Raw genomic sequence first — 15,588 nt, 5'->3', positions numbered from 1 at the left:
CCTTGTGCGCAGTGGTCCGACGACTGTATTACCGTGGACTGTCGACCGTGGACTATACTACTTCTGCATCGTACCCATCAGCTCCATGGAGAAATTATCTTTCGCCTGGATGTATGCCACTTTCGGTACGATCGCGGCACCTACTTTCTTCTTCTCGAATGATGCAGAGAAACCGAAGTCGATCTTTTTGAAATCGAGCGCTTTTGCCCTCATGATGGTTTGATACAACATCTGGCGGTAGATCTGAAACTCGGCGTACCGGTAATCCATGCCGATAAATGAAGGAACGTAGGTGTGCTCCATGTTCTTGTAACAGAACATCACAGCTACCGGCGTTCTCTGTTCCTGGTTGGTGGCAAATTCTTTCTTCAGGTAAAGCACAATGAATTCCCAGTTCGGGTTCTGTGACATTTCGGTGAACAGTGTCCTGGGGAAACTGAACGTGTTCAGGCCGAAGTTCTTCGCTCTTACATTTTCGAAAAGCTGATAGTAGAAATCGAGCTCTTCTTCCGATGCAGTGGAACGGTATTCAACATCGAAGTATTTTTCGTACGACTGAATATCTTTTTTGAAGTGCTTGCGCGATCTCGGCGAAAGCGTGGCAAGATAACCTTCAGCATCGTTCCATGACAGATCCGTAACGACGCAGGATTCAGGCATGCTGATCTTGATGAATCCCATGCTGTGCAACAATTCGTTGATGGCGGCGTCTTCTTCGAAATCGCGAAGCACGGTCATGGCCGCATCCTTGTTCTCTTCAAGGCCTTCAAGGGCATTGAGCAAAGTCTGGAAGGCTTCTTTCCACTTGGGATTTTGCTTGTCGATATAGTAGTGCTGTCCTTCTGTGAACAGCGAGCCCATGGAGATCACTTTTGAAGTGAGGTAGTAGGGATCGTTCTTCCGTTTTTCTTCCAGCTGCATCGATACGGAAGCGGGCGCGAGGATATCGTCTTTCCAGAGGGATGTTGTCAGGAACGTAGCCAGTACGGGACGAGCTTTCTCATCACGGATGATGTAGTAATGAAAGGCAAAATTATGTTCGGGGCGCTCTGCGTGGGTGAAAACTTTTTCCAGGAATTTCAATCCTTCCCAGTCGAAGGCGCTCTGTTTGCCGAGCAGGCTGTTCCATTCGTTCTTGTCGATGTTCTGAATGGTGCTTTCGTGCTGAACGGAGAGCGATGCTGCCGCAACAGTGGTTTTCTCCTCTTCTTTGATGTACGGCATCTTGAAAGCGGCGCGTACTTTATTTTTAGTGGTGTGGGTTTCTTCCAACGCCTTGGGATAGTGATACACCATGGCGTCAACGAGGGCTTTCATTTCTTCTTTCTCGTTGTGACGTGAAATGGTGATGCGAACACCGGTATTCTTCACGGGCACGGCAGGGTAGAGGCCGAGGTTCACGTAAAAACCTTCTTCCATGAGGCGGTTCACGAAATGATACCCGGTAGCAGGAGCGCCGGTGCCTATATAGAATACTGGGCAGGTATTTTGTTCCACCAGCGGAAGGTCGGTGTTGGCAAGCAGTGAATTGAAATAACGTGTGCGATCATGCAGCTCGGCCTGGAGCTGGTAGATCTCCGGAGAAAGGTGAATGTTGGCGGAGGCAAGCGCTGCGGCAGCAGACGCAGGTTCCAGCTGGGCAGAGAAGGTCAGGGGGCCGCCGAAGTTCTTTACCTGTTTGTGTATTTTTTCATTGGCGGTAACCATTACGGCACCGCTGGCACCGAAGGTTTTGCTCAGGGTACCAAAGAGGATCACGTTCTCGGGCAGTGTGCCCAGCTGCTCCATCACGTAGCCGGTACCATTTTTTCCGGCCCAGCTCATGCCATGAACGTCGTCGAAATAGAGGTGCAGCTGCGGATATTTTTTGCAAAGCTCGAGAAGCTGCGGTATGGGTGCGCAGTCGCCGTACATCGAGTAAACACCATCGGCCATATACCAGATCCTGGAGCAGCGTGTGGCGAGCTCTTTTATTTTGTCTTCGAGCATAGCCAGGTTGTTGTGGCGGATCATTTCCACGGGAACGGAGCGGGTCTTGAGGATCTGTGCGGCGCTTTGTACGCTCCAGTGTACCTGGTGATCGAGAATAACGCCGTCTTCATCACGTACGATGCAGGGGATCACGCCGAGGTGGCCCAACGTGCTGTTCTTTGTAATGATCACCGGATTGCTATACATTTGCTCGAGCTTCTCCTCGAGTGATTTATACAAGGGATGTGAGATGTAGGTTTTTGAAAGTGGGAACTGTGTCCCGTATTTCCAGATGGCTTCAACGGCCGCGGTTTTCAGGCGAATGTCCTGTTCAAGGCCCAGGTAGCCGGTGGTTCCAAAATGAAAGAGATCCTTTCCTTTGATCTTTACTCTTCTGCCGGTCAGCTCCTCGTCCTCCGTGTAAAGATGAACGACGCCCATTTTCTTGGCGTCAGAAATAACTTCATCGACAGTATCCATGAAGTTGTTGTGTTTGACCTTGGCCATAATGATGTGGTTAGTTGTTTGATTTGCAATGCTAACTTCGGCGTAATAGTGCAGACGAAAAAAAAGCAGGCATCAGCGGGGATGCGGCAGCAGGTAATATTGATATGGCTTAGGAATAAATTGGAATGAAATCTCAAAGAAGTTGGTTTTTTCAGAAAAGATGGCGTACTTAATATATCCGCTTGCCCGGAAAACATGAAATCAAACTACTTTCAGAATCAATTTGCAGAGTATTGGCTCGAAGACGGCGTGCTGTTTTTCATCTATAAACCGGGTACCAGCATGAACCTCGAAGCTGCCAAACAGGTGGTAAAAGACCGCCTTGAAGTACAGCGTGGCGAGAGCTATCCTGTCTTCTGCGATATGCGTGGAATCAAGGATTCTGATAAGCCTGCGCGGGATTTTCTCGCAAAAGAAGGGTCATCGCTCGTACGTTCGGTAGCAGTTCTTACAGATTCTCCGGTTACCAAGATCATGCTCAATTTTTATCTTACCATCAGCAAGCCACTGGTGCCTACCAAGATGTTCACGGACAAAGACCAGGCGCTCGAGTATTTAAAACACCTCACCGTGCAGGCTTAAACAGCTGTGCGTACGCTCCAAGGTTTTTACTGATCTTCACTACGTAGTTCTACTGATCTCACCTCCGGTATCGTACCCGTTGACGCGTAAGGGACTTCCGTGGAATCTTAAATCACCAATGCTTTAAACCTGACGTAAGATTTTTGCCTGATTGTAGCCCTTAGGGGAGATACCTCCACATACCTTTGACGTATACATCAAAAACAACACGCGCCAGTGCGCACCAAAGTTATGGAAGTTCATGTTCACAATCGAATCGATCACATTACCAGAATGATCTTTGAGATTGCTAATGGTAATTTTGATTATCAGGTTGAGCGTTCAGGCAATGAAGACGAGCTCGATGCCATCGTCGTAGGCATTAACATGCTTCGCGAAGAGCTGAAGGCTACAACAGTGTCGCGTGACTATATGGACAATCTGTTCCGCGGCATGGTAGACCTGATCTTTATCCTCGACCAGGATTACAACATCCAATCCGTGAACGAAGCCGTGGAAGAGCTCATGGGCATCAGCCAGGAATATCTTGTAGGCAAGAGCTTCCTGGATATCGTTGACGAGCGCTCCAGGCCCGTAGTGGAGAACGTGAAGGCGAACCTTGCCTTCAGGAAGTTCAGGCGCGACATCGAGGTGAACCTGAAGATCGACGAAGTGAAGTCGATCCCTGCCTCGAGCTCGTTTTCTGTGCTCTACGATAAAATGAACCGCAAGAACGGTATCCTCATCGTTGCCAAAGATATCAGCAGGCTGAAGCAGGCCGAAGAGGAGATGCGCAAGGCGAAAGAATACGCTGAGGCGGCCAACGTTGCCAAGAGCCGTTTTCTGGCAAACATGAGCCATGAGATACGCACCCCCCTGAACGGTATCCTGGGATTGACCGAGATCATGTTATCAGATATCAAAGACCCCATGCACCGCGAGTACCTGGAGATCATGCGCATGTCGGGAAGAAATCTCGCTGGATTGATCAACGATATTCTTGACTTAAGCAAAATAGAAAGCGGCAAGCTCACCATCGAGCAGTCGAAATTCGGATTCAGCGAGACCGTTCATCGCAACATCCAGCCCTATAAACACCTTGCCGAGCAGAAGGGACTGAAGTTCAACTGTTCGATCGATGAGAACATACCCGCTCAGGTCATCAGCGATCCCACAAGGATCAACCAGATCATCGTGAACCTCGTGGGCAATGCCATCAAGTTCACAGAGAAAGGCTCTATCTCGGTATCCTTTCACAAAGAGGGCGAGCAGAACGGCGAGATCACCTTACGTGGTGTTGTTAAAGACACCGGTATTGGTATCCCCAAAGAGAAGACGAAAAAGATCTTCGAGAGCTTCGCGCAGGCAGATGATTCTGTAACACGCAAGTATGGCGGAACAGGCCTCGGGCTTACCATCGTGGAGAGCCTGCTGAAACAAATGGGTGGCGGTATCAGTGTTGAAAGCCCCTACACAGCAGAGACCACGGGCTCACAGTTCAGCTTCATATTCAAAGTGGGTGTGGTGGCAGAAGCAGATGAGCAACCCGCGCAAGTAAACGTGCCCGCCAAGAAAATGGTGTTCGACGAGCTTCTGCATGTGCTGGTGGTGGATGATAACGTTCTTAACAGAATGGTGGCAAGGAAGATCCTCGAGAACCTTGGCGCCAAAGTGACGCTGGCAGAAAGTGGTGCCGAAGCGATCGCCCTGGCCAAAGCCAATCCATTCGATATCATCTTTATGGATATCCAGATGCCTGACATGGATGGGTATGCAGTGGCCAGCACGTTGCGCGGCGAGAACTTTATGAACCCGATCATCGCGCTTTCAGCGAATGCTTATGCGGAGCACGTAGCAAAAAGTATTGAAGCCGGTATGAACGGGCACCTGCAAAAACCATTTACGCCACAGGAGATCCATGTGATCACAAACAAGTTCCTGTCGCATAAAATGAGAAAGATCTAAAGTGTTTTCGGAGAGTTTGTGTTTTTTAGGCCGGCATTTGCTGGCCTTTTTTCATTAAAGGAACTGGGTGAAAGTACGAGATACGAGGTACGAAGTACGATCTTCACCCAGCGAACTACCCTTCGATCGGAGCGCCTCGTACCTCGTTCCCGATAGCCATCGGGATCGTACCTCGTACTTATTTAAGTAAGCATTATTTTACAATTTTTACCTCCTGCATTCCATCAATTTCATGATGTTAAAAACGCACACGATGATCACAAACCACACTTCTTCTAACACGGTGTCCACCTCCAATCACCTGTTCAGGGCCATATTGTTTGCCGGGCTGATAGCAGGTACACTCGATATCACGGCTGCGGTACTGGTCTCTGGCGCCAGCCTGCGCACGATACTCCATTATATTGCCAGTGGTGCCTTTGGCAGGGAGACCGCTTTCTCCGGCGGCCTTCCGATGGCATTTGTGGGACTGCTCTTTCACTATCTTATTGCCTATAGCTGGACCACCCTCTATTTTTTGATTTATCCAAAAATGCCCATCCTTTCCAGGAGCAGGATCATGTCAGCACTTGCCTATGGTGTTGTTGTATGGCTTGTGATGAACCTTGTGGTGGTGCCATTGTCGGCAATTCCTGCGCGTCCGTTCAATCCCACCAATGCGCTGATCAATTGCGTGGTGCTCATGCTGGCGATCGGAGTTCCGGTTTCCTTTTTAGCACACAGGTATTATTCGAAGCGGAGGTAGTCAAGGTAGTCGTCTGACCACTGCGCGCTGGGCCTGCGCCTCAGTCAGTGATCTGACGACTAAAAACCCTTCCTGAAGGGGTGGGATGCAATCACCCGTGCTGCAACGCGTTCTGAGGTTTGATCAGGAATTCTTTCGGGCACATGCCGGTCACTTTTTTAAACGCATTGCTGAAGTGAGCCTGGTCTGTAAAGCTCAGGGCATATGCCACGTCGCTGAGTGAACCATAATTTCCCCTGATCAGTTTTTGCGCCAGCTCGATCTTCATTTGCAGCACAAAGCGGTAAGGACTTATGCCTACGGTCTGCCGGAAAAGCCTGGAAAAATGAAACGGACTCAAATGCACGCATGATGCCAGTTGCGCCAGGCTGAGGGTCGAATGAATGGAGGTCCTTGTGTGATCGATCACCCTTCCGAGCTGTGCTGATGAAAGCTTTCCTTTCGGAGCAAACACCTTTCTGCCATCGGCGCTGCAGGTGCTGGCCAGGTGAATGATACAGGTGATCAGCAGGCTTTCGGCGTACATTTTATTCACAAGATACCCTTCGGCGGTTTCTGCATACAACGCGTTGGCAATATGTTTCAGCAGTGGATCTTCCAGGTTGTGCAGTGTTTTGAATTTGAAGTTGCCGGCATGCGTAAGCGCGTTGACAAAGTCGTTTTTAAAAGACAATATCAATGCGTGATGATTCTGTTCCCACAAGATCTCTTCGTCTGCTCCAGGAGAAAGTAATGCCACCACGTGGCCGTTATTGCAGGTGCCTTTTTTCCATTGTCCGCCGGTCTTCCGGGCATACGTCAACGGCATGCCCAGATTGCAGATCAGCATGTGCTCATCGGTTGCAGGGTGACGCAGGTGTGTTGGGGGATAATGGATGAGGTCGATCCGGAAGTTCTTCCAGAGCGCTCCGCTGGAAAAGACGGGTACTGGAGCAGCCGTATATGCCTCGTCCAGCATGCCGTGCAAGAAAGTTGTCATAACGTGGGTTCTTTGCTGTTAATACGTTTGGCTCCGTAATGGGAAGGTATACATTCAATCGCAGAAAAACTGCCGGGTGCGACAAACAACGGCTATCTGATGATGAACACCGATCCGAAGTACGAAGTACGAGGTAAGCGGTACGAAATAGCCGCTAAGATAGATCGTACTTCGTACCTCGTTCCTGATAGCTATTGGGATCGTACTTTTTAATTCGTGGCCCGGACTTCACAAATTTTTTAAATACTCCTGCACATGTTCTTTGTACAGCCTGCCTACCGGTATGGGTACTGCTCCGATGAGCACACGGTTGGCTTCAACGGCCGATATCTTATCAAGGGCAACAATGAACGACCGGTGCACCCGCAGAAATTGCTGTGCCGGAAGAAAACGCTCATAGTAGCCAATGGTCTGCCGTGTGACGATGTCGGTATGATTGGCGGTTCTGAATTTCAGGTAATCACGCTGGCTTTCGATGTAGAGGATCTCATCGAGGTAAACCTTTTGTAATTGTTTGTTGCCCTTCACGAAGATGTGGGCTTTTTCAGTGGTGGCGGGTGCTAACGTTGCTGCATGGCCAGGCATCGCTTCAGTCATCACTTTGCTGATGGCTTTCAGAAAACGTTCGAATGAATAAGGCTTCAGCAGGTAATCCACCACATCGAGATCGTAAGCATCTGTGGCATAATACCGGTAAGCGGACGTGATGATCACGCTCGGTTTGTGGGTGACCGCTTTCAGCAGATCGATGCCACTCATCTGCGGCATTTTGATGTCGAGGAACAACAGGTCTATTGTGTTGTGCTGAAGGAAACTGAAGGCTTCAACGGCATTGCTCAGCTGGCCGGCCACGCTCAGCAGGTCTATCCTGTCGATGTAGGAGCGCAAGATCTCCTGGGCGATAGGCTCGTCCTCAACGATAAGACACTTTACCTTCATATTGCTCACTTTGTTTTCGCTCCATCCGGACCAGTGCGATCTTCAGGATCACGAGGAAGCTCTCGGCATCGTCAACGATCTCCAGCGAATGATCGGGCCCGTAGACCAGTTCCAGCCGTCTTTTTACGTTGGTGAGCCCTATGCCGTGGGCGGAGGTCGAGACCGGCCGTGGCCCTTTACCATTCGCGATCTTGAATACCAGGTCGCTCTTGTATACCGACAGATCGATGTTTACCCAGGCATCCTTAATGGTCTCCGAGGCCCCGTGTTTAAAACTGTTCTCTACGAATGGAAAAATTACGAGTGGGGTAATGGCCAGTTCTTCGATGCCTTCCTGTACGTTGATGGAAACGGAGAGCCGCTCGGTGTACCGGAGCTTTTCCAGCGCAATATAATCGTGGATACATTTCAGCTCGAGCTGCAGCGGTATGGTAGCGCGATTGCTTTCGTGCAGCATGAACTGCAGGATGCCGGAGAGCCGGAGAATGGATTCCTGAGCATGCGCCGGATTTTTGGTTACAAGTCCGTAGAGGTTGTTCAGCGTGTTGAACATGAAGTGGGGATTCACCTGGTCTTTCAGCATTTTAAGTTCCGACTCCAGCTTGCTGTTCTCCATGGCGGCCACGCGCTTTTCGTTGTCATACCACAGCAGGCCGAGCTTCACCAGTATAAAAAGACATGCTTTCAGAAAGCAATACATGGCGCGCAGCATAATAGCCCGGTAATCCCACAGGCCGGCGTTAGTGGAATATGCGGAAAAAGCGATGAAAAGGAAATTACCAAGGATGCCGGAAAGAATGAACGCGATCACGCTAAGGCCGATGGCTTTCAGCGCGTTTTTGTCGCGCATGTACCGGGGCATCACCCAATACATCATGAAGTATGCGAAGAAGAGCTGGCTGGGCATCTCCAGCAGCGCCATTTTGAAGAACGCCTCAAAGTTCTCGTACCCCAGGCCAAAGACCACTACATCCAGCAGGTAAACCAGGATCCAGAAGATCACATGGCGCAAGACTCTGTTGCGGGGGAGAAGTATCGAAAGATCGTTATTGCCTGGGAAACGCATAGACTGTTCTTATCCAAAGATAATGAATTAGGAGTCTAAAGCTAGAAACCAGAAGTCAGGAGAAGCGGTCTATGTTTGGAATTTCAGTGTAACGAGCCTGTGAGCCAATGAATCGAAGCCATCCGGGGTAAGTATTCTCAACCCCTCCTGACTCCTTACTCCTGGCTCCTTACTCCTAGTCCTGACTCCTTCTTTATTTCTGGTCTTTCTTATGCTTCATCACCTTCGCCTCAATATGAAAGACGATCTCTTCGGCAATGTTCTTGGTGAGGTCGCCGGCGCGCTCGAGGTCGCGTGTGAGGGAGAAAAGGGTCAGCAGGATCTTTCCGCTTTCAGGATGTTCTTTGATCAGTTCAGCAGCGGTCTTGTAGGCTTCACGGTTGTATTTGTTGAGCTGCTCATCGTGCTTGGTGGTGTGCCGGGCCAGCTTGGTATCGGCTGTGTGGAGCGCTTCACCCATGTCTTTGAGCATGGACGTAAGCACGTCGAGCATGGCTTCAATGTTGTACTTTTCAATCCAGGTACCTGGAATGTCCCTGAGGTTATCTTTCAGGAATCTCGCCAGGCTTTTGGCGTTGTCACCGATGCGCTCGAGGTCGTTGGTGATCTTCAGCGTTGCCAGTACGAGCCGCAGGTCCGTGGCCACTGGTGTATAGAGCGCCAGGATGCTCTCGCAGTCACGGTCAATGGCCAGCTCCTGCACGTTTACCTTCCGCTCATCGGCGATGACCTCTTCGGCGATCGACAGGTCTTTTTTCTGGATGGCTTTTTTACACTTTGTCAACTGGTTCCTGACCAGCGAAAGCATGTCGAGGAGGTTCTCTTTTAATGCTTGTAATTCCGGTTCTATGGCTGGCATGATGATGCGTGGTTGGAGTGAAAAAAATGAATTTTGTTTTTTGTCTGTTATCCGAATCTGCCCGTGATGTAGTTTTCAGTTTGTTTGTTCCTGGGGTTGGTGAACAGCTCAGAGGTCTTGCCGTATTCAACGAGCTCGCCCAGGTAGAAGAACGCGGTGCGGTCGCTGATGCGTGAGGCCTGCTGCATGTTGTGCGTTACGATAACGATGGTATATTTCTCTTTCAGCTCGAAGATCAGCTCCTCGATCTTGGCGGTGGAGATCGGGTCGAGCGCCGAAGCAGGCTCATCCATCAAAATGATAGAAGGTTTCACCGCCAGGGTTCTGGCGATGCAAAGCCGTTGCTGCTGACCGCCGGAAAGGGAGAGGGCAGGCTTGTCAAGCTTGTCTTTCACTTCGTTCCAGAGGGCGGCCTGCTTGAGAGATTTCTCAACAGTGTCGTTGATCTCGTATTTGCTTTTGATGCCATGGATCTTTAACCCATAGGCTACATTCTCGAAGATGGATTTTGGAAAAGGGTTCGGCTTTTGGAACACCATGCCTACTTTGCGCCGCAGCTCCTCCACCCGCACTTTCTTGTCGTAGATATCTTTTCCGTCGATGTAGATCTTTCCTTTCTTGCGGAAGCTGTCAATGTAGTCGTTCATACGGTTCAGCGTGCGCAGAAAGGTAGACTTGCCACATCCGGAAGGACCGATAAAGGCGGTAACGGTATTCTCCTTGATGGTGATATCAATATCCTTTAATACGTGGTTGTCGCCGTAATAAACATTGATATTTTTAGCCTCTATCGGTTTCATGTGTCTAAGATACTTACCAGCTTACTTTTTTCTGCCACCTGTTCCGCAGGTAGACGGCAATACCATTCATTGCAAAGGTAATGATGAGCAGGATAATAATGGCGGCCGCGCCATTGACCAGGAACTCCTGCTGTGGCCGTGAGACCCAGTTGAAGATCTGGATCGGCAGCACTGTAAATTCATCCATGGGACTGTCTGCTACAAAGGGCACATAGGCAAGGGCTCCGATCACGATCAGCGGTGCGGTTTCTCCTACAGCGCGGGAGAGCGCGAGGATGATGCCGGTGAGAATTCCCCCGGAGGCGGCAGGCAACACCTGGTACCAGATGGTTTGCCATTTGGTGGCGCCCATGCCGTAAGAAGCTTCGCGTAATGAGTTCGGTACAGCCTTGATCGCTTCTCTCGTGGCTACAATGATAATGGGCAGGATGAGCAGCGCGAGTGTCAGGGCGCCGGCCAGCAGACTGCCACCGAGGCGCATCACACGGACGAAGATCTCGAGTCCCAGCAGGCCATAAATGATCGACGGAACACCGGCCAGGTTGGCGATGTTCAGCTCGATGATGTGGGCAAGCCTGTTCTTTTTTCCATATTCCTGCAGGTAGATGCCGGCAGCAACACCCATCGGAATGGCGATGATGGCGGTGAGGCCGAGGATCCACGCGGTGCCGGTCCAAGCCGTGAGGATCCCCGCTTTGGAGGCTCTGCGCGATGGGAGGTTGGTGAGGAAATCCCAGTCGATGCGCGTCAGGCCGTCGACGAGGATATTGCCGATGAAGATCAGCAGCATCACAATACCGAAGAAAGTGCAGCCGATGCCCACGTATTTGAAGGCGGTGTCGATGTTCCGGTTACGCTGGATGTTACTCATATTTTTCCTGATACTTTTTCTTGATCCAGAAGCTGACGTTGTTCAGCAGAAAGGTGAAGAAGAACAACGTGATGCCGGCGGCAAAGATGGTCTTGTATTCCATAGAGCCGTGCTCGACGTCGCCGAGACTCACCTGCACAATATAGGCGGTAATGGTTTCCACGGCCTCGCGCGGATCGAGGGTCAGTGTAGGTTGCTGACCTGCCGCGATGGCCACCACCATGGTCTCGCCGATAGCGCGTGCTATTCCCAGGATGATGGACACGAGGATACCGGAAGAGGCCGCGGGCACCACGACTTTAAAAGAGGTCTGGAATTTGGTGGCACCCATGCCATAAGAAGCTTCGCGCAACGACTTGGGTACTGAATACAGGGCATCTTCGCTCAGCGACGAGATCACGGGAATGATCATGATGCCCATCACAATGCCTGCCGACAGCGCGTTGAAGCTTCCTACCCCAGGAATGAACGACTGAAGGAAGGGCGTGACTACCGTCAGGGCAAAGAAGCCATACACTACGGTAGGCACCGCCGCCAGGATCTCGAGGATTGGCTTCACGGTTTGCCGGAAATTTTTGTGGGCATACTCGCTCAGGTACACGGCGATGATGATACCAACCGGCACAGCGGTGAAGATGGCGATGATGGTGGTGAGGAAAGTACCGGAGAGCAGCGGAAGGATGCCGTAACGTTTTTGTGTGAAGAGGGGAGTCCATTCGGTGTCGAACAGGAAATCTGCCAAAGATACCTCGCGGAAAAATCCCCACGACTCAGAGATCAGCACCCAGATGATACCGATGGTGGTGAGGATGGTGACGAGCCCGCTGAAGGCAAGACCATACTCGATTACTTTTTCACCTGATCTTTTCACAATATTCTGTAAACGCCTGCTATATCTTTTCCCACTGATGCGATCTTATGCAAGGCATTATTGCGCGGTGGAGAAGCCCTTGAACTTTGCCGACTCACGCTGATATTCTTCTGCTGTCAGCGGAATATAACCCACATCGGTCACCAGCGTGGCGGCATTGTTCAGGTAGAAGTTCACAAATGCCGATACTTCTGCGCGTTTTGCTGCGGCGTCTGCTACATAAACAAATACAGGCCTTGCCAGCGGTGCATAGGTGCCATCCTTGACCGTTTCAACAGAAGGTGTCACAGCGCCTTTTCCATTGTCGACAGGCACGAGCTTCAGCCTTTCTTTGTTCTCTTCATAATATGCCAGGCCGAAGAAAGCGATACCGTTCTTGTCGCCCGATACACCCTGCACCAGTACATTATCGTCTTCGCTTGCCGTATAGTCGCCGCGGCTCGAGCCGCTTTTTCCAACGATCGCTTCAGTGAAATAGTCATACGTGCCTGATGCAACGCCAGGGCCATAGAGGTGAAAATCCTCTGCGGGCCACGAAGCCCTGATCTGGTTCCATTTGGTGATCTTTTCCTGCGCTTCGGGCTCCCAGATCTTCTTGAGCTCTGCCACCGTGAAATGATCTACCCATGTGTTCTCTTTGTTGAGAACGATCACGAGGCCATCATAGGCTACTTTCAGGTCCACATACTTGATATTATTTTCATTGCAGGTAGTGGCTTCCTGCTCTTTGATAGGTCTCGAGGCATCGTTGATATCGATCTCACCACGTCCGAATTTTTTAAAACCGCCACCCGTTCCAGAAACGCCCACGGTCACTTTCACCTCGGGTTGTTCTGCCCTGAATTCTTCGGCAACAGCTTCGGTGATGGGATATACTGTACTTGATCCGTCAATTTTTATTTCACCCTGAAGCTTTTCCGTTTCACTTTCGGAGCTGTTTTTAGATCCGCAGGCGGTCAATAGTAAGCTCATCCCGATAGCGATCAGATAGTATCCTGGCCGAAAATTCATAGTGTTTGTTTTTTTAAATTCCTGGCAAAGGTACAGGCTCTCCCAGCATCGTTAAAGTTCCAATGTTAAGTTTGTGTTAAGTCAAAAGCGTAACATTAAGCTTCTGTTAAGTTAAGGCACCGTTAAAGAATAGTTAAGTATTTATTATTTCTTTTGCATTCCATTCAGAAAACAGCCCCAATTCAATGATTCTTTCAAACGGCTGTTCTTTAATGGTAAGCCTGGATTCAGTGTCCTTGCCTTTAACCATGTTGTATTGGTAGTGATTCAGGCTTGCGGTCATGAGATGTTAAGCAGCTGTTTATTGAGCTCATATACTGCCAGCGCGCTTTTCTTTCGAATGAACTGTCTTCGTTTTTGTGCAGATTTAATCGAGACGCTCTGTTCAGATATTAACAATTCCATAACCAAAACAAGGCATGCTGTTCTACACTAACCCGGTATATTTGAAACGTGAAGTTCCTCTTATTTTCAGCAAGTCTTTTAGCTGGTTATAACCCCGGTAACCATGGGAAGAAAGAAGCGTGATGTAGAGCTGGTTATATTGTCAGACATTCACCTGGGTACCTACGGATGTCATGCAGAAGAGCTGCTCCGGTATCTCAAATCCATCCGGCCCAAAAGGCTTGTGCTCAATGGCGATATCATCGATATGTGGCAGTTCAGCAAGCGTTACTGGCCCAAATCGCACATGCAGGTGATCAAGCACATCACCAGCCTGCTCACCAAAAATACCAGGATCACCTACCTCACCGGCAATCACGATGAAATGCTGCGGAAGTTTGCCGGCTTCAGGCTCGGGTCTTTCCGCATAGACAACAAAGCGCTGCTGACACTGAATGGAAAAAAAGCATGGATCTTTCACGGTGATGTATTCGACGTAACCATGCAGCACTCCAAGTGGCTCGCCAAGCTCGGCGCCATCGGATACGACACCCTGATCCTGATCAATACTATCGTGAACTGGATCATGAACAAGATGGGTCGTGAGAAGATCTCGCTTTCCAAACGGGTGAAAGACAGTGTGAAAACAGCGGTGAAGTTCATCAATAACTTTGAAAAGACGGCGGCTGACATCGCCATAGAGAACCAGTACGATTATGTGATCTGCGGGCACATCCACCAACCCGAGATGAGAAGGATCACAACAGAGAAAGGTGAGGTGATGTACCTTAATTCCGGCGACTGGATCGAAAACCTCACCGCCCTGGAATTCGATGGCACAGACTGGCGGATCTACCGCTACCAGGACGATAAACACGCACAATCTGTAAAACTTCCTAAACGCCTGAAAAATAATCTGGACAACGATCTTATATTTAAGGATCTTGTAAACCAGTTTTTAACGGTAAAGAAGTGAAAATACTCTACGCTATTCAGGGCACAGGCAACGGTCACATCGCCAGGGCCGAAGACATTGTACCTATCCTTCAACAGCTTGGCAACCTTGACCTTTTCGTGAGCGGTGCCCAAGCTGACATCAAACTTTCCTACCCCGTAAAATACAAGTCGAAAGGGCTCAGCTTTTATTTCGGTAAAAGTGGTGGCGTAGACCTGGTTAAAACATTCCGGCGCAACAGCTCCAAGGCGGTGTACAAGGAGATCAGGGATTTTCCCGTTGAGAAATATGACCTTGTGATCAACGATTTCGAGCCGATCTCGGCGTGGGCGTGTAACAGGAAGCAGGTACCCTGCGTGGCGCTCAGTCACCAGTCGTCATTGCTGTCGCCACAATCGCCGCGGCCCAAAAGCTTCGATCCGGTGGGAGAGTGGATCCTGAAGAACTATGCGCCCGCCAAAGCGCACGTCGGTTTTCACTTCGCCCGTTTTGATAAGAACATTTATACACCGGTGATCCGTGCCAGGGTGCGCGAGGCCAAGGTTCAGGATAAGGGACATTACACCGTTTATCTTCCGGCGTATGACGACAAGAAGCTGGTTCCGTTGCTCACCAGGTTGTCTAAGGTAAAATGGCACGTTTTCTCCAAACATGCCAAGAAGCCTTATCACGTGGGCAAGCTTTCGGTTTACCCTGTCAACAACGAAGAGTTCACCATCAGCATGGCTACTTCCAGCGGTGTGTTATGCGGCGCTGGTTTTGAGACACCTGCAGAGGCCCTGTACCTGGGCAAAAAGCTGCTGGTGGTGCCGATGAAAAGTCAATACGAACAACACTACAACGCTGCAGCCCTGAAGCAGATGGGGGTGCCTGTGCTGAAGAAGGTCAAGAAAAAGAACATGGACAAGATCGAGGCATGGCTGGCTACCGGCGACAGGGCAACCGTTGAGTACAACAACATTGCGGAAGAAGCCGTGCAGCAGGCGCTCGCGCTCGGAGAAGCGATGCAGCATTAAAAAGTCCATAGTCGATGGTCCATAGTCCATAGTTAGGTGGAGTCGATTTTGACAATCGGGTTAATAGTCGAGCTTTGGAATGACCTTC

The 15,588-nt window shown here is 50.0% G+C and carries 14 protein-coding genes; 5 read left to right on the top strand and 9 right to left on the bottom strand.

What is annotated here, in order from left to right; translation table 11 throughout:
* Window positions 1-57: 57 nt before the first annotated feature.
* Window positions 58-2,478 carry a bifunctional aminotransferase class I/II-fold pyridoxal phosphate-dependent enzyme/GNAT family N-acetyltransferase gene (locus tag KK083_RS01935; RefSeq protein WP_254160122.1) on the bottom strand — a complete coding sequence of 807 codons (2,421 nt, stop codon included), beginning with the start codon at window positions 2,476-2,478 and terminating at the stop codon, window positions 58-60.
* Window positions 2,479-2,673: 195 nt separating this feature from the next.
* Between KK083_RS01935 and KK083_RS01930 the strand changes: the two genes are divergently transcribed.
* From KK083_RS01930 to KK083_RS01920, 3 genes are all read left to right on the top strand, one after another.
* Entirely contained in the window at window positions 2,674-3,060 is a 387-nt protein-coding gene (locus KK083_RS01930) for a DUF7793 family protein (RefSeq protein ID WP_254160120.1), read from the top strand.
* A 273-nt stretch (window positions 3,061-3,333) separates the two neighbouring features.
* The gene (locus KK083_RS01925; RefSeq protein WP_254160118.1) at window positions 3,334-5,004 is read left to right on the top strand and encodes a PAS domain-containing hybrid sensor histidine kinase/response regulator; all 1,671 of its coding nucleotides are present in this window, start codon (window positions 3,334-3,336) and stop codon (window positions 5,002-5,004) included.
* Window positions 5,005-5,257: 253 nt separating this feature from the next.
* A complete protein-coding gene (locus tag KK083_RS01920; protein WP_254160117.1) occupies window positions 5,258-5,749 on the top strand; it encodes a DUF1440 domain-containing protein in 492 nt (163 codons plus the stop codon).
* A 91-nt stretch (window positions 5,750-5,840) separates the two neighbouring features.
* Here the strand turns inward: KK083_RS01920 and KK083_RS01915 are convergent, their stop codons facing one another.
* The 8 genes from KK083_RS01915 to KK083_RS01880 all read right to left on the bottom strand — a co-directional run bounded on the left by KK083_RS01915 (window position 5,841) and on the right by KK083_RS01880 (window position 13,145).
* A complete protein-coding gene (locus KK083_RS01915; protein ID WP_254160115.1) occupies window positions 5,841-6,728 on the bottom strand; it encodes a helix-turn-helix domain-containing protein in 888 nt (295 codons plus the stop codon).
* A 228-nt stretch (window positions 6,729-6,956) separates the two neighbouring features.
* Complete coding sequence (locus tag KK083_RS01910) at window positions 6,957-7,667, bottom strand: LytR/AlgR family response regulator transcription factor (protein WP_254160113.1); 711 nt, start codon at window positions 7,665-7,667, stop codon at window positions 6,957-6,959.
* Window positions 7,642-8,733 carry a sensor histidine kinase gene (locus tag KK083_RS01905; protein ID WP_254160111.1) on the bottom strand — a complete coding sequence of 364 codons (1,092 nt, stop codon included), beginning with the start codon at window positions 8,731-8,733 and terminating at the stop codon, window positions 7,642-7,644. Before KK083_RS01905 ends, KK083_RS01910 begins: the two co-directional genes overlap by 26 nt.
* A gap of 193 nt (window positions 8,734-8,926) precedes the next feature.
* A complete protein-coding gene (phoU, locus tag KK083_RS01900; RefSeq protein WP_254160107.1) occupies window positions 8,927-9,592 on the bottom strand; it encodes a phosphate signaling complex protein PhoU in 666 nt (221 codons plus the stop codon).
* A 47-nt stretch (window positions 9,593-9,639) separates the two neighbouring features.
* The gene (pstB, locus tag KK083_RS01895) at window positions 9,640-10,392 is read right to left on the bottom strand and encodes a phosphate ABC transporter ATP-binding protein PstB (RefSeq protein WP_254160105.1); all 753 of its coding nucleotides are present in this window, start codon (window positions 10,390-10,392) and stop codon (window positions 9,640-9,642) included.
* 13 nt (window positions 10,393-10,405) lie between these two features.
* Complete coding sequence (gene pstA, locus KK083_RS01890; protein ID WP_254160101.1) at window positions 10,406-11,263, bottom strand: phosphate ABC transporter permease PstA; 858 nt, start codon at window positions 11,261-11,263, stop codon at window positions 10,406-10,408.
* Window positions 11,256-12,134 carry a phosphate ABC transporter permease subunit PstC gene (pstC, locus tag KK083_RS01885; protein ID WP_254160100.1) on the bottom strand — a complete coding sequence of 293 codons (879 nt, stop codon included), beginning with the start codon at window positions 12,132-12,134 and terminating at the stop codon, window positions 11,256-11,258. The genes pstA and pstC overlap by 8 nt, the downstream gene beginning before the upstream one ends.
* A 57-nt stretch (window positions 12,135-12,191) precedes the next feature.
* Entirely contained in the window at window positions 12,192-13,145 is a 954-nt protein-coding gene (locus tag KK083_RS01880; protein ID WP_254160099.1) for a PstS family phosphate ABC transporter substrate-binding protein, read from the bottom strand.
* 508 nt (window positions 13,146-13,653) lie between these two features.
* Here KK083_RS01880 and KK083_RS01875 point away from each other — a divergent pair.
* Window positions 13,654-14,505 (top strand): UDP-2,3-diacylglucosamine diphosphatase, encoded by an 852-nt coding sequence (locus tag KK083_RS01875; RefSeq protein WP_254160098.1) that lies wholly within the window; start codon window positions 13,654-13,656, stop codon window positions 14,503-14,505.
* On the top strand, window positions 14,502-15,500 hold the full coding sequence (locus KK083_RS01870) for a glycosyltransferase family protein (RefSeq protein WP_254160097.1): 999 nt from the start codon (window positions 14,502-14,504) through the stop codon (window positions 15,498-15,500). Before KK083_RS01875 ends, KK083_RS01870 begins: the two co-directional genes overlap by 4 nt.
* Window positions 15,501-15,588 lie beyond the last annotated feature (88 nt).

Source organism: Chryseosolibacter histidinae (assembly GCF_018598225.1).
Classification (GTDB): domain Bacteria; phylum Bacteroidota; class Bacteroidia; order Cytophagales; family Cyclobacteriaceae; genus Chryseosolibacter; species Chryseosolibacter histidini.
This window is presented reverse-complemented; position numbering and strand designations above follow the sequence as displayed.

What these genes read in the sequence shown, in the direction of transcription:
- KK083_RS01930 (WP_254160120.1), top strand. Translation starts at nt 2,674, where the DNA reads ATGAAATCAAACTACTTTCAGAATCAATTTGCAGAGTATTGGCTCGAA.
- pstA (WP_254160101.1), bottom strand. Translation starts at nt 11,263, where the DNA reads ATGAGTAACATCCAGCGTAACCGGAACATCGACACCGCCTTCAAATAC.
- KK083_RS01925 (WP_254160118.1), top strand. Translation starts at nt 3,334, where the DNA reads ATGATCTTTGAGATTGCTAATGGTAATTTTGATTATCAGGTTGAGCGT.
- KK083_RS01915 (WP_254160115.1), bottom strand. Translation starts at nt 6,728, where the DNA reads ATGACAACTTTCTTGCACGGCATGCTGGACGAGGCATATACGGCTGCT.
- KK083_RS01905 (WP_254160111.1), bottom strand. Translation starts at nt 8,733, where the DNA reads ATGCGTTTCCCAGGCAATAACGATCTTTCGATACTTCTCCCCCGCAAC.
- KK083_RS01880 (WP_254160099.1), bottom strand. Translation starts at nt 13,145, where the DNA reads ATGAATTTTCGGCCAGGATACTATCTGATCGCTATCGGGATGAGCTTA.
- KK083_RS01935 (WP_254160122.1), bottom strand. Translation starts at nt 2,478, where the DNA reads ATGGCCAAGGTCAAACACAACAACTTCATGGATACTGTCGATGAAGTT.
- KK083_RS01920 (WP_254160117.1), top strand. Translation starts at nt 5,258, where the DNA reads ATGATCACAAACCACACTTCTTCTAACACGGTGTCCACCTCCAATCAC.
- KK083_RS01910 (WP_254160113.1), bottom strand. Translation starts at nt 7,667, where the DNA reads ATGAAGGTAAAGTGTCTTATCGTTGAGGACGAGCCTATCGCCCAGGAG.
- pstB (WP_254160105.1), bottom strand. Translation starts at nt 10,392, where the DNA reads ATGAAACCGATAGAGGCTAAAAATATCAATGTTTATTACGGCGACAAC.
- phoU (WP_254160107.1), bottom strand. Translation starts at nt 9,592, where the DNA reads ATGCCAGCCATAGAACCGGAATTACAAGCATTAAAAGAGAACCTCCTC.
- KK083_RS01875 (WP_254160098.1), top strand. Translation starts at nt 13,654, where the DNA reads ATGGGAAGAAAGAAGCGTGATGTAGAGCTGGTTATATTGTCAGACATT.